Source organism: Streptomyces sp. NRRL F-2664, from assembly GCF_000719345.1.
Classification (GTDB): Bacteria; Actinomycetota; Actinomycetes; order Streptomycetales; family Streptomycetaceae; genus Streptomyces.
In genome coordinates, this window is record NZ_JOFX01000011.1 from 41,532 (window position 1) to 60,067 (window position 18,536).

Sequence of the window (18,536 nt, forward strand, 5' to 3'; positions counted from 1 at the left end):
CGGGATCGGGGAGGGCGGATGGATGCAGGAGCGGTCGAGCGGGGCGGCCGGGGTGGTCGGGGGTGCCAGGGCCCCGCGCCCGGGAGCGGGGGTGGTCCCGAGGGGCGGGGCCCTGGCCGGTGCCGTGCAGCTCTGTGGCGATGAGGGCGGCTGCACGGGGTGGCTCTCCGGCACCCACACTCCGGCGGGGGCCATGGGCCCCGCTAAAGCCCCGCCGCTCCCGGGCCGGTCCTGCGGCCCGCACGAGTTCCTGCCATGCACTTTCCTGACACCGGCTGCCGCTGGCTGCCCGCTCCGCAGCCGCCCCACCATGGCTGCAGAGAAGGAGAGGGACATGACAGTCGACAACGGCACGGCCTCGCCCCCCACCATCCATGGACATGCGACCGCGGGCACCCAGCACCTGATCCACCGCCCGCCCTCGCGGGCGTACTACGCCCTCGACGCACCCAGCCTGGGCGAGGAGAACTTCACCCTCGTCGGCGCGACTCCCGTCACCCACCCGCTCTTCAACGACGGCCCGGGCCGCTTCCACGACCTGCAGATCGCGACCGAGACGGTCCGCGAGATCGGCGAGTTCGTCGGACACCGCTACTTCGGCGTCCCGGACGACCGGCCCGGCCTGTTCTACCGGTTCACCCTCGACCTGACCGACCTCTCGGCATGGCGCACGGACCGGGACGGCCCCCGCCCCGTGCCGCTGGCCACCCACATCCGGGCCCGTCCCGCGAACGTGGTCGCCGAGGTGCCGCGCGGACTCGACTTCCACCTCCAGGTGACCATCGACGGCCGGCCGTGCGCGACGGGCGCGGCGGGCCTGGTCTTCCTCATGCCACAGCTGTACCGCAAGCACGTGGAGCACTCCCGGCGGGCCCTGCAGGCCGCGCCGGAGATCGACGACGCGCCGGACCGTCCGCTGCGCCCGGCCGTCTCCGCCGAGGCGGGCCGGTACGCGCCCGAGAACATCGTGATCAGCGAACCGGCCGACGTCTCGCGGGGCCGGCTGAGCACCTGGCTGCTCCCGACCCCCGTCAGCCCCGTCTTCACCGGCGCGGACGGCCAATTCTCCGGGCTGCACCTGCTGGAGGCGCTGCGCCAGACCTCGCTGGTCGCCGCGGGCCGCACGCACGGGCTCAGCCCCGCGCACAGCACGCTCGGCGCGTGCCAGGTCCACTTCCGCGGGCCCGCGGAGCGCGACCTGCCGCTGCGCTGCGCGGCGGTGGCCGGCCCGCTGGGGCGCGACGACGAGGGACGGCCGTCCGTGGCGGTCACCCTCACCCTCACCCAGCGGCGGCGCGCGGTCGCCGAGGCCCGCACCACCGTGGTGCAGGACCACTGAGCACGATGCGCTTCGGGATCCTGGGCCCGCTGGAGGTCACCGGCGCCGCGGCCGCCGGCGGCCGGCCGGCCTCGTACGCTCCGCAGGCCGCCAAGCTGCGGGTCGTCCTCGGCACACTCCTGATCCGCGCGAACGAGGTCGTCTCGGTGGAGAGCCTCATCGACGAGCTCTGGCCGGACGCGCCGCCGCGCACCGCGACAACCACCCTCCAGGTGTACGTGTCCCACCTGCGCAAGACCCTGCAGAGCGCCGACCCGGAGAACGGCCGCGGGGCCCTGGTCACCCGGCGCCCCGGATACCTGCTGCGGGTCGCCGCCGAGGATGTGGACGCGCCGGTCTTCGAGGACCTGTACCGGCGCGGCCACCAGGCCCTGCAGGCACGCGACTTCGCCGCCGCGGCCGACCTGCAGCGGCGGGCGCTGGCACTGTGGCGGGGTCCGCTGCTGTCGGACACCCCGCACGGTCCGGTGCTGGAAGGTGCCGCCGTACGACTGGCCGAGGCACGCACCGGCGCCCTCGACGAGCGGATCCGGGCCGAGCTGCACCTCGGACTGCACCGCGAACTCATGGCCGAGCTGCAGGAGTTGGTGGCCGAGCACCGGATGCACGAGGAGTTCCACACGCACCTGATGGTGGCGCTGTACCGGTGCGGGCGGCAGGCCGAGGCCCTTCAGGTGTTCGCGTCGCTGCGGCGGACCCTGGCCGAGGAGCTCGGGATCGAGCCGGGCCCGGCGTCGAGCCGGCTGCACCGGCGCATCCTGGAGGGCGACCCGGCGCTGGCGCGCACCGGGGGTGGAGTCACCGCCGCGACGGGCACGGCGAGGGCGGCCACGCCGGCCGGGACGGGCCGCGACGCCGGTCAGGACCGGCCGCCCGCCACCGCCACCCCCGCTGTCACGGGCAGCACGGCGGCCGTCGCCCGCCGGCCCGCGGCGCCCGGTTCGCTGCCCCCCGCCGACCCCTGCTTCACCGGCCGCACCGAGGAGCTGGACCGGCTGGAGCGCATGCTGCGCAGCGCGCCGCCCGGCGGCTTCGTCGCCGTGACCGGGATGCCGGGCGTCGGGAAGACCGCACTGGCCGTCGAGGCCGCCCACCGGGTCGCGGACGCCTTCCCCGACGGACGGTTCCTCCTGGACCTGGCGCAGGGCGCCGGCCCGGGACCGGCTCCGGACGCGGGGCCCGTCCCGGAAGGGCTCCTGCGCGCGGACTGCGTACCCGGCCCGGCCGCGGACGGCGCTCCGCCCGCCCCCCGGCTGCTGCTGGTCCTCGACGGGGTCGGTTCGGAGACCCAGGTGCGCGCCCTGCTGCCCGCCCTGCGCGACGCCGTGGTGCTGGTCGTGGCGCGCCGGGTGCCCGCCGGGCTGCCCGGGCTGCAGTCGCTGCTGCTCCGGCCGTGGCGGGCCGACGAGGCGCAGCGCCTCGTCGGGCTGTTCACCGGACGCGCGGAATCCCGTACGGGGATGCTCGGCGTCGCGGCCGCGCTGGACGCCGGGCAGGGCCTCGGACCCGACACGGTCGCCGAGATCGCCGAGCTGTGCGGACGGCTCCCGCTCGCCGTGCGGACCGCCGCGGCGCAGCTCGCGGCCCGCCCGCACTGGACGGCGGCCGTCCTGGCGGACCGGCTGCGCGACGAGGACGGCCGTCTGGACGTGCTGCGCACGGGCGACGTGGACGTCCGGGCCCGCCTCCTCGACGCCTACGCGGCCTGCCCGGACCCGCTGCGGCGGGCGTTCCGGCTGCTGTCCCTGCTGCCGCCCGGCCGGTTCGGAGCCGGTCAGGCCGCGGCCGCCCTCGGCCTGACCGAGGCGCGGGCCTCGGCGGTCCTGGAGTCGCTGGCGGACGAACGGCTGCTGGCCGTGGACCGCGACGGCTGCCGCCTCCCCGAGCTGCTGCGGCTGCTGTCGGGAGAGCGGCTGGCGCAGGAGGACCCGCCCGAGGTGGCCCGGGCCGCTGCCCAGCGCGTGTGCCGGGCGTATGCGGACGCCGCCGACGCGGAGCCGGGCCGGGTCTCGGACGCCGCCGCCCGCGGGCTCGTACGCCTGGCCCGGACCGCCTACGGGGCGGGGCTGTGGGCCCTGGCGGTACGGCTGACGGACGCCCTGGCCGGGTGGGTGCCCGACGACGGGGAGGCCGTGTACGCGGCGGCGCTGGATGCGGCGGTGCGCTGTGGCGACCTGCCCGCGCAGGCGCGGATGCGGCGCTGCCTGGGCGAACTCGCCTGGCAGTACCGGCGGGTGGAGCGGGCCCAGGAGTTGTTCTCGGGCGCCCTCGCCCTGGCCCGGCAGGCCGGCGACGAGGAGGAGGCCGCCCGCGCGCTCGTGGGCCTGGCTGAACTGCGCCTGGACGCCGGGGAATCGGTGGAGGCCGCCGCCCTGCTGGAGCCCGCCCTGGCCGCGCTGTCGGCGCCGGGCCGCGCGCGCGGCCGGTACGAGGCGAGCCGGGCACGGGCGCTGCTGGCGCTGGCGCAGGAAGGACGGGAGAGCGCCCGCGCATGGTTCGGCGAGTGCCTGGAGCTGGCGGGCGCCCTGCGCGACCAGCGGCTGGAGGTGTACGCGCTGCGTTCGCTGCGGGCACTGAGCCGGCCCGTGCGGCCCGGCGCCGGCCCGGCGTCGCGCGCGGTGGAGATCGGCCCCGGCCTGTGGCGCATCCACCCGGCGGGTGTCCCCGTGCGACCCGGCGGGCCGTGGCCGGCCCCCGCGACCCCTGTGAGAGGAGCACCATGAGCACGATGGGCACCCTGCCTGCGTCGCTCGGACCGGTGACGGAGCTCGTCGGCCGGGAGTCGGAGGCGGCTCTGCTGCGGGAGCGGCTACGGGACCCGCTGGTACGGCTGGTGACGGTGACCGGGCGGGCCGGGGTGGGCAAGAGCCGGCTGGCGCGGGAGGTCGTGCGGGAGGTCGGCGCCGGGTTCGGCCGGGTGGCGGTCCTCGACGCCGGGGCGCCGGGCACGGCGCCGGCCCTGTCCGCGCTGGCCTCGGGAGCGGGGCAGCAGCAGGCGGCGCCCGGCCGGTTGCTGGTGCTGCTGGACGGCTGCGACCACGGGGCCCGCCCGGGCGCGGCGGACGCCCTGGAGGCGCTGGCCGGTGAACCGCGGGTGGTGGTGCTGGCCACCGCGGTCGAACCGCTCGGGGTGTACGGGGAGCTGCTGCTGCCGCTGGCACCGCTGCCGGTCCCGGGCCCGGGGCGCGGTGCGGCCGTCGGCGCCTCGGCGGGCCCCGATCCGCACGAGCTCCTGGAGGTGCCCTCCGTGGCGTTGTTCGTACGGCGGGCCCGGGACGTCGACCCGGCCTTCGCGCTGACCCTGGAGAACGCCGGGGCCGTCGCCGAGATCTGCACCCTGTTGGACGGCCTGCCGCTGGCCGTGGAGCTCGCCGCGCGCCGACTGCGGCTGCTGCCTGCGCACATGCTGCGGGTACGGCTGCGGGACCGTACGACCGTCCTGTCCGGCGGGCCGGCGAACGCGCCCGAACGGCACCGCTCGCTCGCCGCGCTCGCGGAGTGGAGCTGCCGCGGCCTGGACGCGGCGGCCCGCGTGCTGCTGGAGCGGCTCGCGGTGTACGAGCCGGGCTTCGGCCTGGCGGCGGCGGGCCTGTCGGCCGAACCGGCCGTCGACACGCTGATGGACCGCGGCCTGCTCGTCGTGGTGGGTGAGGAGCAGGGGGAGCTGCGGCTGGCCGTCTCCGAGCCCGTGCGCTCCTTCGCGCGCGACGCGGCCGCGGAGGCGGGGCGCGCGGACGCCGCCCGGGACGCGCACGCCGAGCGCTACCGGACGCTGGTGGCCTCGGCGCGGGGCGGGCTCCGCGGGACCGGGCAGGAGCACCTCCTGCGGGAGCTGGCCGCCGAGGGGGCCAATGTGGCCGCGGCGCTGCGGTGGCTGCACGAGCGGGGCGACGCGGAGGCGGCCGCGACCCTCCTGCTCGGCTGCCGCCTGCCCTGGCTGGTGCAGGGGCGGCTGCGGGAGGGCCTGCAGTGGTGCGACGGGTTCGACGGGGAGGGCGGTCCCGGGCTGCCCGATGCTGTGCGGGCCCGGCTCGCCGACCTGTCCGGCGTCTTCGCGCTCGCCCTGGGTGATCCGCAGGAGGCGGTGCGCCGCCACCGGCACGCGCTCGCTCTCGGCAGGGGTGTCGGCGACCGCCGGCAGAACGCGCTGGTCTCCGCGCACCTCGGCGCGGCCCTGCTGGAGGCCGGGGATCCCCCGGGGGCGCGGGCCGTGCTGGTGAGTGCGCTCAGTGCGCTGGAGGCGATGGGAGTCACCGGCGGCGCCGCAGGAGCGGCCGCCTCGCTGGCCGGCGTACTGCGCGCCGAGGGCGACCGGCGGCGGGCCGGGGAGCTGTTGGACCGGGCCGTGGAGTCGCTGCGGCGCAGCCGGGACGCGCGGGGTCTGGCGGGCGCCCTGCGCCGGGAGGCGGCGCTCGCCCTGGACGGCGACGATCCGGCCCGGGCCGACGGTGCGCTGCGGGAGGCCCTGCGGCTGTACGGATCCGTCGGTGAGCGGACCGAACTCCCGGCCGTGTTGGAGGAGTTCGCGCTGCTGCTGATGCGCACCGCGCCGGCTCAGCGGCCGCGTACGGTGCGGCTGCTGGCGGCGGCGGACGCCCTGCGCGCCGGGACGGGAGCCGCGGTGCCGGACGAGTGGCGCTCGGCGGCGGAGCGGGCCCGCACGGATCTGAGCGCACGCCTGGACTGGACGGACTTCGCGGTGGCGTGGGCGGAGGGCGTGCGGATGCCCGCGGCCGCGGCGGTGGCGGAGGCCCTGTCGGCGCCCGTGCCCGCCCGCCGCCCCTCGGCCGGCCCCGCGCCCGAGGACCAGTCACTGACGCCACGCCAGGTCCAGGTGGCGCTGCTGGTGTCCGAGGGCATGACGAACCGCCAGATAGCGGCCAGGCTGGGCATCTCCGAATGGACGGTGGTCAACCACGTCCGGCAGGTCATGCGACGCCTGGGGTGCTCGTCCCGGGTGCAGGTGGCGGGGGCGGTGGGCCGATGGGCCTGACGGGGACGGGGCCCGTCCCGACGCCCCGGGCGGGCCCGGCCGCCCGCACCGCGGGGCGCACCGGGCGCAGGCCCGCCCGGCCGCTGGACGTGGCGCCGCCCGCCGAGGTCGCGCAGCGGTTCCGCGCCGCCGGCTGGTGGCGCGCGGAGACCTTCCTGGACGACCTGCACCGGACGGCCGCCCGCGCGCCGCAGCGCCCGGCGATCGTGTCCGAGCGGGCCCACCGGCCCGCCGGAAGTCCCCCGATCACCGTCACGTACGCCCAGCTCGCCGCCTACGTGGACCGGTTCGCCGCCGCACTGTCGTCGCTCGGCGTGGTACCGGGAGATCCGGTCGCCTTCCAGCTGCCGAACCGGTGGGAGACCGCGGCGCTCACCCTGGCCTGCCTGCGGGCGGGCGCGGTCGCGGTGCCCGTGCTGCCGACCGTACGGGCCCACGGGCTGCACCGGATCCTGGACGCCACGCGGGCCCGGGTCTGCGTGGTGCCCGACGCCTGGGAGGGCTTCCCGCACGCAGCGGCCCTGGCGGACCTGGCCGGCCGGCTGCCGTGGCTGCGCCACCGGGTCGTCCTGGGTGACGCGGCGGCGACCGGGGCCGTGGACTTCACCACGTACTTCCTGCGGACGGCGCACGAACGCGGCGGGGCACGCCCGCCGGGCCGGCCGCAGGACGGGCGGGCCGACCGGCCCGCGCTGCTGATCAGCGTCATGGGGCTGCGGGACGCCTACACCTCGGTGCTGCACTCCCCCAACACCCTGTACGCCAACGTCTCCACGCAGAGCGCGTCGGACGCGTCCGGACGGCGGCCCGGCGGGGTCTTCCTCAGCACCCTGCCGCTCACCTCGCTGGCGTCCTTGATCCACACCGTGTACTGGCCGCTCGCCGTCGGCGGGACCGGGGTCTGCCAGGACGTGTGGGACCCGGACCGGTGCCTGGACCTGATGGCGTCCGCGGGGGTGGACCAGGTCTACGCCGAGCCGGCCTACCTGGCCGAGCTGGTGGCGGCCCAGCGCCGCCGGCCGCGGCCGGTGCGGCGGCTGCGGCGGGTGCTGTCGGGGGGCCGCACCAGTACGCCGGAGCCGCTCGCCGCGGAGCTGCGGGAGGTGTTCGCCGTACCGGTGCAGTCCGTGTGGGGGGCGCCGGAACTGGGTCTGGGCGCGCTCTCCGCCGACGCGGACGGCGGCGGGGCCCGTCCGCTGGCCGGGCTGGAGGTGTCGGCCGGTCCCGCGGGCTCGGCGCTGGAGGTCCGCGGTCCGTCGGTCTGCCTGGCCACCTGGCGGCACGGCACTGCGGCCCCGGTGGCGACCTGGGAGCACGGGGACGGCTGGCTGGACACCGGCGACCTGGCGGTGGCCGACCGGCACGGCGGGATACGGGTCCTCGCCAGGGCCGGTACGCGGACCGGTGCCATCTTCATGGTGCCGGTCGCGGAGGTCGAGGAGGCGTTGTTGGCCCACCCGAGGGTGCGGGAGGCGGCCGTGGTGGCCTACACCGACCCGGAACACGGGGAGTTGCCGTGCGCCGTCGTGGTGCCGGACGCGGTGGACCGGCCGCCGGGTCCGGTCGCACTGCGCGAGCACCTGGTGTCCCTCGGCGTCGCGGAGGCGTTCCTCCCCACCCGGCTGGAGATCGTCGGCGCGCTGCCGCGCGACGAGGGGGGCCGACTGCGCCGGGAGGCCCTGCGGAGCTGGCTGGCCAGGCTGCGGCCGGGCGGCCCCCGGCCCGCCCCCGCCTGACCCCGGCGCCCCGGTACCGGCGGACCCGGGGCGGGGACGGGTCCGGGTTGTCCTGGACGACGGGACAGGGTCAGCCGGCGATCTCCCGGGCGAGGGCGCCGAGTTCCTCGCGCCAGCCGGGGGCGATCCGCGCGCCGGCCACGGCCCGGTCGGCGCGCACCACGAGCGCGGCGATCGTCTCCTCGGCCCGGTCCCGCGCGCCGGCGTCGAAGAACACGTCGCGCAGGAACTGGGCGTCGCCGTCGAAGCCCGGGCCGCCGCCGAGGAACCCGCGGATGCGCCAGGCGGCGTGCAGGGCCCGGGCGTACTCCTCGTAGGCCTCGCGGACGTCGTCGCGGCCCGCGAGCGCGGCGCCGATCAGCAGCGCGTGCCGCAGCCCGTACCAGCCCGCCCCGCAGCCGGTGGCGCAGCCGTCGAGGCACTGGCCGGGCCAGGCGTCGTCGAGGTACTCGGTGGCCGCGGCGGCCTCCATGTGGGCGCCCAACGCGCGCTCGATCCGCAGGTCGTCCCACACCAGGCGGGCCTGCGCCGGCAGTTGGCAGGCCAGCCGGTCCGCGTAGGCGAGGGCGAGGTCCCCCGCGAGCACGGCGGTGCCCTCGCCGAACCGGCGCGGCTCGCCGCGCCAGCCGTTGCGCTCGTGCTCGGCGGCATGGCTGATGTGCAGGGTCGGGATGCCGCGGCGCAGCGGTGCGTTGTCGCGCACGTCGGCGCGGATCACCCAGCAGGTGTCGAGGAGTTCGAGGGCGGCGGCGGCCGCCGGCGCGTCCCCGGCGTCCGGGTCGCCGCCGGCGGCGAGGTAGCCGGTGACGCACAGGGCGGGGCGGGCCCGTTCGCCGCCCGCCTGGACCAGTTCGGCCAGGCCCATCACCAGGACGGCGCTGCGCGGATCGGCGGTGCGCCGGCTGCGGTGCTCCCGCGCGAGGAGCCGTGCGAGCTCCTCCTCGACCCGGTCGAGCATGGCGTCGCGGACCTCTCCGGGCGGCGCGGTGCGCCACGGCTGGTCGTGTGTTCTGGTCATGGTGCCCTCCCTGCGGGCTACGGCTCATGACCGACTTTCCCGGACGGAGCGCGCGGAAGCCACCCGTTCGCCGGTCCCGGGCGGCAACCGGGGGTGCGACGGCCCCGCCCCTGCCAGGCTCCTGCCAGGGCGGGGGCCGGCACACCGGACTTGCCATGGCCTTGCCACGGACCGGCCGCGGCGTGCTCGGCGACCCTGGGGCGTGTCGTTCGGATCATGCCGGCCCACGGGGCCCGGCCCGATCCGGAAGACGCGTCCCTAGGGGGCCGCCGTGGCGGACGGGTCGAGGTCGACCGGCAGGGACTGCCGGCCGGGGATGTTCAGCTTGCGGTAGACCCGGGTGAGGTGCTGTTCGACGGTGCTCACGGTGATGTAGAGCTTCCCGGCGATCTCCCGGTTGGTGTGGCCGTGCACGGCCAGCAGCGCCACCCGCCGTTCCGACTCGCTGAGGCTCGCCACCAGGGCGGCGTCCGGGCCCTGGGCGCCGCCGCGTTCGCCGGGGGGGCACTCGGTGTGGCCGGGGAGGATCCGCTCGCGCAGGGCGTCCGCTCCGCAGTTCTTCGCGAGGTGCCAGGCCTTGCGCTGGACCAGGGCGGCCCGGGCCGGTTCTCCCGCCTCGCGCAGCGCCTGCCCGAAGTCGGCCATGGCGCGCGCCAGTTCGTACGCGTCCCCCGAGCGCTGGAGTTCGTCGACGGCCCTGGCCAGCACCGCCTGGCGTTCCCGGGGCTCGCGCAGGGCCGCGCGCAGCCGCAGGGAGGTGCCGCGCACCCACGGATCGGCGGCGTCGCGGGTGGTGAGCTGGTCGGCGAGGAAGCGCTCCGCCTGTCGGGTCTCCCCCAGCCGGAGCAGGGCCTCGGCGGCGTCGGTGCGCCAGGGCAGCACCCTGGGGCGGTCCAGGCCCCAGCGCCGGGAGTGCCGGCCGATGTCCAGGAAGTCGCCCAGGGCGGCGTGGAAGCGGTTCGTCGCCAGGGCGTGGTGGCCCCTGGCGCGCAGGTGTGCCAGGACGTGCACCCCGGCGGCGGTCCCCGTCGGGACGGGCCGGGCCAGGACGGCCGCCGCCTCGTCCAGCCGGCCCGACGCGGTCAGGGCCCGGGCCAGGGTGCCGGCCACCGCGCCGAGCTGGGCGCTCGTACCGCGGGCCGGTGCCGCGCGCAGAGCCCCCCGGGCCGTTTCCACCGCGCCCGTCAGGTCGCCGAGGCGCAGCCGGGCCTCGGCGGCGAGGCCCGCGAAGACGGCCAGCCAGCCGGGGGCGCCGCGCCGGGCCGCCTGCCGGGCGAACTCCTCGCACCAGGGCAGGGCCCGGCCCGCGCCGTCCAGGTGGAGCAGGGTGCGCAGCGCCTGCGCCACCGCTTCGACGGTGCCCTCGGCGAGCGCGGCGCCCCGCAGGAACAGCTCCGCCGAACGGGCGGCGCAGGCCTCCTCCGCCTCGGCGGGGAGCGCCCACAGGGCCGCCGGATGGCCGGCGGTACCGGCCGCCCCGACGGCGGGGTTCCCGGCGGACTCCGTCGGGGTGCCGCGGTGGCCGGCGGCCCACCGCGGGAACGCCGACAGGCCGTCCAGCGGGTCGCCGGCGGGGAGGCGGCCGTGGCGGGTGCCGTCGGGCCGGGAGTCGTCGGCGGCGAGTCGTTCCAGTACGTCGGCGGACTCGTCAATGCGGCCCTGGGCGGCCAGTGCCCTGGCCAGGGGGGCGAGGGCCGGCGGTCCGAGCCGGCCGGCGGCCGCGGCGGCCAGCGGGGCCGCGAGGTGCTGCTCGGCGGCCGCCGGGTCGGTGCGGGCCAGGACGACACCGAGCCTGATGTCCACCTCGGCGCGGGTTGCTTCGTCCGGGCAGGCCTCGTGGGCGAGCCGCAGGAGGGCCGTGGCCCGGTCGGGATCGCCCTGCGCAAGGTGCTGCTCGGCGGCCGCGCGCAGCACGGCAAGGGACCACTCGGGGCGGATGTCGCGGGCGGCGAGGAGGTGGCCGGCGACCTCGGTGTCGGGTGCGCCCGAGGCGCGCGCCAGCTGGGCGGCCTCGGTGTGCAGGGCCGACCGGGCGGCCGGTGCCAGCCGGTCCAGTACGGCGGCCCGGGCGGCCGGGTGGCGCAGTCCCTGCTGCCCGCCCCCTCCGGCCCGTCCGTCCTGCGCGCGGGGGCCGGGCGGGCCGTCGGCGGCGAGCAGCCCGGCGTCCTCCAGGGCGGCGAGGGCGCGTACGACGGTGCTCTCGTCGGCTCCGCTCAGCCGCGCGAGGTGTGCGGGCGCGGGCGGCCCGTCCAGTACGGCGAGCGCCGCACCGAGGTGGGCGGTGGCGGGTCCGCAGCGGTGCAGGCAGGTGAGGACGGCCTGGGCGTAGGCGTCGCCCGGCCGGGCTCCTGGGTCCTGGAGCAGGGCCCGCAGCAGCAGCGGGTTGCCGCCGCTGGCCTCGTGCAGCAGGGCGGCCTCCGCCCCGGTGCGGTCGGGCAGCAGGGTGCGGACGGCGTCCTGGGTGAGCCGCCCGAGGCGCAGGCGGACGAAGTGGGGCAGGCGCAGCAGCTCGGTGCGCAGGTGCGGGTCGGTGTCGGGTTCGTGCGGCGAGGCCGCCAGGGCCAGCAGGACGGGGGCGCGGCGGGTCTCGCCCGCGAGGTGGAGCAGGTGGCGGCCGGAGGGAGCGTCGACGTGGTGGAGGTCGTCCACGCAGACCACGACGGGTGCGGTGGTGCTCAGTGCGCGGACGGCGACGGTGAAGTCCCGCAGGACCAGGGGGCCTTCGGCATCGTCCGCCGGCTGGGGCAGCGGCAGTGCTCCGCCCGGTGCGTCGGCGGCGAGCCGGCGCAGGACCTCCAGCCGGCGGCCGCGGCCGGCGGCGGAGCCGGCGGCCCGCAGGACGAGGGCGCCGCGGTCCTCGGCGTGGGCGGCGGCCGCTTCCAGGAATTCGCTCTTTCCGCAGCCGACCGCCCCTTCGACGAGGAGCAGTCCGCCCTTTCCTTCGGCGCAGCCGTCGAGCAGCGCTTTCCATGAGGACATTTCCTCGGCACGGCGGAACGGCAGCATGAAAATCCCCCAGGATCCCCGTTCCGGATATACGCAGTATTCGAGGATTCGGCAGGCGAAAAACGACCACGAATACCGGACTCGGGTGTTCGAGCGTGGAACGAGCAAGAATTCCCGGTCAGTCTAGGGGCCGGATCCGCACCCGGGGGGTGTCCGGAAGTTGCCTGGCATCAATCCCCGCGGCCGGCGGCGGGGAAGATCCGGCGGGGGATATTCCGCGGGTGGCCGGGCCGCTGCCACTCGCGGGGATAGCCGACGGAGACCTCCTCGAAGCGCACGCCGTCGTACCAGGTGGTGCGCGGGATGTGCAGGTGGCCGTAGACGACGGCGGCGGCCCGGAAGCGGAGGTGCCAGTCGGCGGTGAGCCCGGTACCGCACCACTGCGCGAACTCGGGGTGGCGCAGGACGTCCGTCGGGGCACGGACCAGCGGGAAGTGGTTGACGAGGACCGTGCGCAGGTCGGGTCCGCACGCGGCCAGCCGCTGCTCGGTGGCGGCGACCCGGGCCCGGCACCAGGCCTGGCGGGAGGCGTAGGGGTCGGGGTGCAGCATGAACTCGTCGGAGCAGACCACCCCGGCCTCGTAGGCCTGTTCCAGGGCCTGTTCCCTGGTGGCGGCGGTGGGCGTGCGGAAGCTGTAGTCGTACAGCAGGAACAGCGGAGCCACGACGAGGGGGCCGCCCGGGCCCGTCCAGACGGGATAGGGGTCCTCGGGCGTGTGGACGCCGAAGGAGCGGCAGATCTCGACGAGCCGCCGGTAGCGGGCCTCCCCGCGCAGGGGCTCGGGGTCGTCCCGGACGGTCCACAGTTCGTGGTTCCCCGGCGCCCACACCACGGTGGCGTACCGCCGGGTGAGGAGGTCGAGCACCCACCGGAGATCGTCGAGCGACTCGCTCACGTCGCCGGCCACGATGAGCCAGTCGGCGGGACTGTCGGGATAGAGGTCCTCGACGATCCGGCGGTTCTCCGGGAATCCGACATGGAGGTCGCTGATACCCATGAGGTTTCCGTGCGGCATTCCGCGAGTGTGCCCGACCGGCGCGTTCCCGAACACCCCTTATCCGCCCCTCAATTGGGCTCACCGAACCCCTGTGCGGGCGCATGGCAGGGGGATGGCAATGCCGGGGCGGCCGACTGCCTGCGGACGGGCAGGCGGCGGGCCGGCGGGCCGGCGGATGGCAGCGGTCTGGGAGGAAACCGCCCCGTGGCCGGGTGCGTCCGGTTGACCTGCGCCTTCGACGCTGGCCGGACGGGCGCGGCGGCGTGACCGTGGGAGTCGTCCGACCGGAACAGCGACCCGAGGGAACACCGTGCTCACGAAGCTCCTGCCCGCGAACGTCGCGACCGCCGAAGCCACCACCGACCCCGCCGACGTCTTCCTCTACCCGGAGGAGGAGCACCTCGTCCGCAACGCCGTACCCAAGCGGCGTCTGGAGTTCGGCACCGTCAGGTGGTGCGCCCGCCGTGCCATGGGAGAGCTGGGGCTGCCCCCGGCCCCCGTGGTGCCGGGCCGGCGCGGTGTCCCGCAGTGGGCGCCGTCGGTCGTCGGGTCGATGACCCACTGCGCCGGCTTCCGGGGCGCGGCCCTCGCCCGCGCCGCCGAGTTCGCCTCCGTCGGGGTGGACGCGGAACCCAACGCCCCCATGCCGGACGGGGTGCTCGGCTCGATCGCCCTGCCCCGGGAGCTGGACCAGGTCGCGGCGCTGGAGCGGAGCGCCCCCGGTGTGGCCTGGGACCGGCTGCTCTTCAGCATCAAGGAGGCGGTGTACAAGACGTGGTTCCCCCTGACGGGCCAGGAACTCGACTTCACCGACGCCCTGGTGAGCGTGGACCCGGGGCGGGGGACCTTCCACGCCCGGCTGCTGCCGGACCCCCGGACCCTCTCCCCGGCCGGGCCGACCGCGTTCGACGGTCGCTGGTCCGCGGAGCGGGGCGTACTGCTGAGCGCCATAGCGGTGCCTGCCGACCGGCTCGCCGCCGTCGGCGCTCCGGTACGCGGAAGCGCTCCCCGCATCTGCCGTGCGGGGAGCGCTTCGTGAACCGCGGGAGGCGACCTCAGATCACGTCCACTGGTCGTCCTCGGGCTTGGCTCCGGCGCCAGTACCGGTACCGCTGTCGGTGTCGGCCAGGCGGGCGGTGACGGAGGACTCGGCGGAAGCGCCGGACACGACCGGTCCCGACATGAGCTGAACCCCCACCGCCATTACCACACCCGCCACCGCAGTCAAGCAAATCGAGAAGACCTTAACGGAAACTGTTCTCACGACTTCCCCCAGTCGAAGATCGAGATCTACTCACCCGAACCGCCGGCCACTTCCGGCTCAGCGGCTCGGTTGATGGGAACAGAGTGCTGGCTCTCGATCAATCCCGCCAAGGGCGGTACGTTGGCGTAAAGTTACGTGGCAGCAATTACACCAATCAGCGGGGGCTGACATGTTTACTGGGGAGGGCTCGGATTCGGGGTTCGCCGAGCTGGACGACGTCAGTGCTGCGGCATACGGCCTCGCCGTCGAGTACGGCCGCTTCGAACGGGAACGGATCGCCGCACAGCTGTCGCTGTCGGCCGAGGAGATCGCCCGCGTCGAGCAGGTGCTGAGCGGGGTCCGCCTGTTACAGGCGATGCCGGGCAACCCCTGCGAACTGACCCCCGTCACGCCCGACGTCGCGGCCGCGTCCCTGGTCGCACCCGCCGAGCGGCACATACGGGACCTCCAGCAGGCGGTCACGGACGTCCGGGCGAAGCTGCTGTCCCTCACCCCCCTGTACTTCGAGGGCCGCCGGGTCCGCAACCGGCTGGAGGCGTTCGACGTCATCACCGACGTCTCCCGGATCCAGTCGATGCTCAACCACCTCACCCAGAGCTGCCAGAGCGAGATGCTGACCGTCCAGCCGGGCGGCGCGCGCCCCGCCTACGCGCTGGCCCAGGCCCGGGAGTCCGCGCTGACGACCCTCTCGCGCGGGGTCCGGATCCGGACCATCTACCAGCACACCGCCCGCAACGACCTGCCGACCCGCAGCTATGTGCGCGAGGTCAGCGAGCAGGGTGCGGAGATCCGCACCGCCGACGAGGTCATCGACCGGCTGATCATCTACGACCGGGAGGTCGCCTTCCTGCCGGAACGGTCCGCGGGCGACCGCACCCCCGGTGCGGCGATCGTGCGCGAGCCCACCCTGGTGGCCTTCCTCTGCTCGGTCTTCGAGTACCTGTGGGACGGGGCGAGCCCCTACATGGTGGAGTCCCAGCGCTCCCCCGCCTCCTCCGACGAGCTGAAGTGGTCGATCATCCGCCTGATGACCAAGGGCTACAAGGACGAGATGGTCGCGCGGCGGCTCGGCATGTCCGTGCGCACCTGCCGCCGCCACATCGCCGAGATCACCGAGGAGCTGGAGGCCACCAGCCGCTTCCAGGCCGGCTACAACGCCGCTCGGCAGGAGATGCTCGCCGGGGGCCCGGCGCCCTCCTAGGGCGCGGCCCGGGGGGTGTCCGGTTCCCCGTCGAGCGCCTCCGTGATGGCGTCCACGCAGTCCTGGTCGAGCATGGTGGTGACGTGGGCGTCCTGGAGGCGGCCGAAGCCCGCGTCGTACACCGCCGCGCTCACCACGTAGCGGTCGGCGACCGGGAAGGTACGGAAGATCCACTCGTCCCCCGTCCCGGCGGTGCCGTCGGGACGCAGGACCCGCACGGCCCGGCCGTCCGGGCCGAAGCCGAACTCGGTGAACCGGAACTGCATGCCCTGCCCGATCGCCTTGCTGTAGGCCTCCTTGAGCGTCCACAGCCGCACCAGGGCGTCGTTGCGCTGCCGTTCCGGCATCCCCGACAGCAGCACCGACTCGTACGGCGTACAGATGTGCCGGCCCAGTCCGCTGCCGTGCATCTCGCGGTCGGCCCGCTCCGCGTCCACCCCGATCAGCCCGCAGGTCGTCAGGCCCACGAGCAGCAGGTCGTCGGTGTGGCTGAGGCTGATGTCGATCTGGTCGCAGCCGCGCAGGTAGGGGCGCCCGGTCGGCCCGTAGGCCAGTTCCAGGTCGGCGGGGTCGCTGTCGAGGACCGCGCCCGCCGCGTGTTTGAGGAGCATCCGGGAGGCGATGTAGCGGCCCCGGACATCGGCGTGCGTCAGGTCGAGGTAGCGCGTCCAGTCACGGCCGAGCAGCTCGCGCAGCCCGTCGCCGGAGGGCACGACCGGCTGCAGGTCCCTCAGCCACGCATAGACCAGGGCGGTCCCGTGGGCGGCCAGGTCGTCCCGTACCCGGTCCCACGAATCGCCTCCCGGTACCACGGCGACGGGCTCACCGAGCGGCGGGCCGAGCGAGGGGCTGCCGGGGGCGGTCATCCGTACTCCTTCACGAGGGTGTGGACCTCCCGGAGACTGCGCGCCTCCAGCAGGCGGTGTACCGGTACCCGGTGGCCGGACTCCTCCAGGAGCGCCACCAGGCGGAGCAGGTTCAGCGAGTCCCAGCCGGGCAGGTCCGTGAGCGCCGTGTCCGCGCCGTCGGGGAGCGCCAGGTCCAGTGCGAGGTCGTCACGGACCGTCCGCAGGAACACGTCGAGGCTACCGAGGCCCATCGGCCCGCCCTCCTCCCGGGGTTTCGCTCACGCGTACGTGCGCGGGGACCTCCGGCAGCCGCGCCAGGTCGTGGTGGAACACCGCCGCCCCGTCGGCGCAGGCACCGCCCGCCTCCGCCGCCGCCCGGGTGAACCCGCAGGACGGGTAGAAGTCCCGGGCCCGGTGGTTGCGGGCGGTGGGCACGTACCGGGCGCTCACCCCGGACAGTCCGAGCTCGCGCGCCCGGGCCAGGAGCAGGGCGAGGCAGGCGTGCTCCACGCCGCGGCCGAGCACCCGGCAGCTGAGCCACATGCCGTCCAGTCGGAGCACCCCCTCGGTGATCGTCCCGAGCACCGCACCGACCAGTCCGTTGTCCCCGAACCGGTCCGCGCTGCGCGCAACGAGCAGGAGCCGCCCCGGCGCGGCCGCCCACAGGGCCAGCTCGTCCTCCGCACAGCCTCCGCCGGTCAGGTTGAACTGGTTGGTGCGCAGGGTCAATTGGGACACGCGGGCGAATTCGTGGCGGCGGGGCGGGCCGAGCCCGACGGTCACCTCCAGGGCCCGCAGGAACTCCTCGTACGAGCCCGAACCCGCCCGCAGCGCACGGTGCTCGCGCCGCCTGCGGTACGCGCCGGGCCGGGCACGGTCCTCCTCGGTGAGCCGCAGGGCGTCGAACCAGCCGTCGGCGAGGAGGCGCGGCACGTGCAGCGCCGGCTCCCCGTCGAGGGCGACGACGGCGACGCCGGGGAGGCCGTGCCGCACCAGGGCGCGCTCCGCCGGTGAGTCGTCGGCGAAGACCAGGGCGTCGGGCGCCAGGTCCAGAGCGCGGGCGATGTCGGCCAGGTTGCGGTCCTTGGGGCGCCAGTCGGCGCGGACCGCGGCGAAGTCGGCCTCGCGCAGGAGGAGGTCGGGGTGGGAGGCAAGTGCCTCCCACACGGGGCCCTCGTCGTTCTTGCTGCTGACGGCGAGGAGCACGCCCTGGGAGGCGAGCTGTCCGACGCACCGCTGGAAGGCGCCGAACGCCTCCCCGCGCAGGGTGCCGGCCGCCGCGATGCCGTCGGGCCCGTCCTCGCCGAGCACCCCGTCCCACAGGGTGTCGTCGAGGTCGAGTACGAGGCACTTGCGGACCCTGCCGCGCAGGGCTCTCACCAGGTGCCCGACCTCCCGGGCGTACGCCGCGAGGATTCCGGCGCCGAGCTGGACCTTGGCGTGACGGGCCAGGCGCGGGTCGGTGACCGGCCCGCCCTCGCCGACCAGCGGCTCCAGGTCGATCACCACCAGCCGGGTGGCGGACTCGGTCAGCCGCAGCAGCCGGGCGTTGAACTCCCGCCACACCGCTCCCAGGCGGGCCCTGGAGCGGTGGTCGACGAGCTGGTGGCTGAAGGACCGGGGCAGCGGGACGGTGTTCAGCACGAGGGTGCCGGGGACCTCGGCCGCGAGGGCGGCGCACCACTCCAGTGCCTCCTGCCCCGCACGCTCGACGTCCTCGGGCCGCCACACCGCGGGCACCTGGGAGCACAGGGTCTCGGCGTCCAGCAGGCAGAGCGTGATCTCCGGTGCGGCCCTGCGCAGTTCGCCGCCCGGGTCGGTGAGGTCGCGCAGGTAGGTGCCGTGTTCGCCGAGCACGGGGCGCAGCAGCATCCCGTGCCGGGCCAGTTCGCCCCGGAGCGGGTCGACGAGGTGCCCCACGGTGGACTGGCCGGTGACGGCCACCGTCACCACGGGGGTGTGCGGGTGGTGGTCCAGTACGGCGGCGTGGTCGAGGCGGGCGAGCAGCCGGCCGGCCGCGGCGGCGTCGGGCGCGTCCTCCTCGGCGAGCAGTACCGGCACACGGTCGTAGGCCTGCTCCAGCAGGCCCCGCTCGCGCAGGGTGCGCAGGGTCTCGGGTCCGTTCGTCATCGA

At 76.2% G+C, this 18,536-nt stretch carries 13 protein-coding genes; 6 read left to right on the forward strand and 7 right to left on the reverse strand.

Annotated elements, in window-relative coordinates; genetic code table 11:
• The first annotated feature begins 334 nt into the window (after nt 1-334).
• The 4 genes from IF89_RS0113215 to IF89_RS0113230 are packed head-to-tail and all read left to right on the forward strand — an operon-like array spanning nt 335 to nt 8,068.
• A complete protein-coding gene (locus IF89_RS0113215; RefSeq protein WP_030765979.1) occupies nt 335-1,339 on the forward strand; it encodes an AfsA-related hotdog domain-containing protein in 1,005 nt (334 codons plus the stop codon).
• 5 nt (nt 1,340-1,344) lie between these two features.
• A complete protein-coding gene (locus IF89_RS0113220) occupies nt 1,345-4,062 on the forward strand; it encodes an AfsR/SARP family transcriptional regulator (RefSeq protein ID WP_063831289.1) in 2,718 nt (905 codons plus the stop codon).
• On the forward strand, nt 4,059-6,332 hold the full coding sequence (locus IF89_RS0113225; RefSeq protein WP_234327749.1) for an ATP-binding protein: 2,274 nt from the start codon (nt 4,059-4,061) through the stop codon (nt 6,330-6,332). The genes IF89_RS0113220 and IF89_RS0113225 overlap by 4 nt, the downstream gene beginning before the upstream one ends.
• Entirely contained in the window at nt 6,323-8,068 is a 1,746-nt protein-coding gene (locus IF89_RS0113230; RefSeq protein WP_051807041.1) for an AMP-binding protein, read from the forward strand. The genes IF89_RS0113225 and IF89_RS0113230 overlap by 10 nt, the downstream gene beginning before the upstream one ends.
• A 70-nt stretch (nt 8,069-8,138) precedes the next feature.
• Here IF89_RS0113230 and IF89_RS0113235 read toward each other — a convergent pair whose 3' ends face one another.
• The 3 genes from IF89_RS0113235 to IF89_RS0113245 form a co-directional block, all read right to left on the reverse strand.
• Complete coding sequence (locus tag IF89_RS0113235) at nt 8,139-9,086, reverse strand: polyprenyl synthetase family protein (RefSeq protein ID WP_234327750.1); 948 nt, start codon at nt 9,084-9,086, stop codon at nt 8,139-8,141.
• Between the two features lie 258 nt (nt 9,087-9,344).
• Nucleotides 9,345-12,092, reverse strand: coding sequence for a helix-turn-helix transcriptional regulator (locus IF89_RS0113240; RefSeq protein WP_078628276.1), 2,748 nt, complete (start codon nt 12,090-12,092; stop codon nt 9,345-9,347).
• Between the two features lie 170 nt (nt 12,093-12,262).
• On the reverse strand, nt 12,263-13,090 hold the full coding sequence (locus IF89_RS0113245; RefSeq protein WP_030765995.1) for a metallophosphoesterase family protein: 828 nt from the start codon (nt 13,088-13,090) through the stop codon (nt 12,263-12,265).
• A 310-nt stretch (nt 13,091-13,400) separates the two neighbouring features.
• Here IF89_RS0113245 and IF89_RS0113250 point away from each other — a divergent pair, with 310 nt between their 5' ends.
• Nucleotides 13,401-14,129, forward strand: a complete 729-nt coding sequence (locus tag IF89_RS0113250; protein WP_030765998.1) for a 4'-phosphopantetheinyl transferase family protein — start codon at nt 13,401-13,403, stop codon at nt 14,127-14,129.
• A 21-nt stretch (nt 14,130-14,150) separates the two neighbouring features.
• Here the strand turns inward: IF89_RS0113250 and IF89_RS49035 are convergent, their stop codons facing one another.
• Nucleotides 14,151-14,273, reverse strand: a complete 123-nt coding sequence (locus IF89_RS49035; RefSeq protein ID WP_267882097.1) for a hypothetical protein — start codon at nt 14,271-14,273, stop codon at nt 14,151-14,153.
• A 250-nt stretch (nt 14,274-14,523) separates the two neighbouring features.
• Between IF89_RS49035 and IF89_RS0113260 the strand changes: the two genes are divergently transcribed.
• A complete protein-coding gene (locus IF89_RS0113260) occupies nt 14,524-15,555 on the forward strand; it encodes a LuxR C-terminal-related transcriptional regulator (protein WP_030766001.1) in 1,032 nt (343 codons plus the stop codon).
• Here the strand turns inward: IF89_RS0113260 and IF89_RS0113265 are convergent.
• From IF89_RS0113265 to IF89_RS0113275, 3 genes are read right to left on the reverse strand one after another with little or no spacing between them, the layout of a single operon-like run.
• Nucleotides 15,552-16,421: a 4'-phosphopantetheinyl transferase family protein gene (locus IF89_RS0113265; RefSeq protein WP_030766004.1), complete on the reverse strand. Its 870-nt coding sequence runs from the start codon at nt 16,419-16,421 to the stop codon at nt 15,552-15,554. The genes IF89_RS0113260 and IF89_RS0113265 overlap by 4 nt on opposite strands.
• Nucleotides 16,418-16,654 carry a phosphopantetheine-binding protein gene (locus tag IF89_RS0113270; protein ID WP_030766007.1) on the reverse strand — a complete coding sequence of 79 codons (237 nt, stop codon included), beginning with the start codon at nt 16,652-16,654 and terminating at the stop codon, nt 16,418-16,420. The genes IF89_RS0113265 and IF89_RS0113270 overlap by 4 nt, the downstream gene beginning before the upstream one ends.
• A complete protein-coding gene (locus tag IF89_RS0113275; RefSeq protein ID WP_030766010.1) occupies nt 16,641-18,533 on the reverse strand; it encodes an HAD-IIIC family phosphatase in 1,893 nt (630 codons plus the stop codon). The genes IF89_RS0113270 and IF89_RS0113275 overlap by 14 nt, the downstream gene beginning before the upstream one ends.
• Nucleotides 18,534-18,536 lie beyond the last annotated feature (3 nt).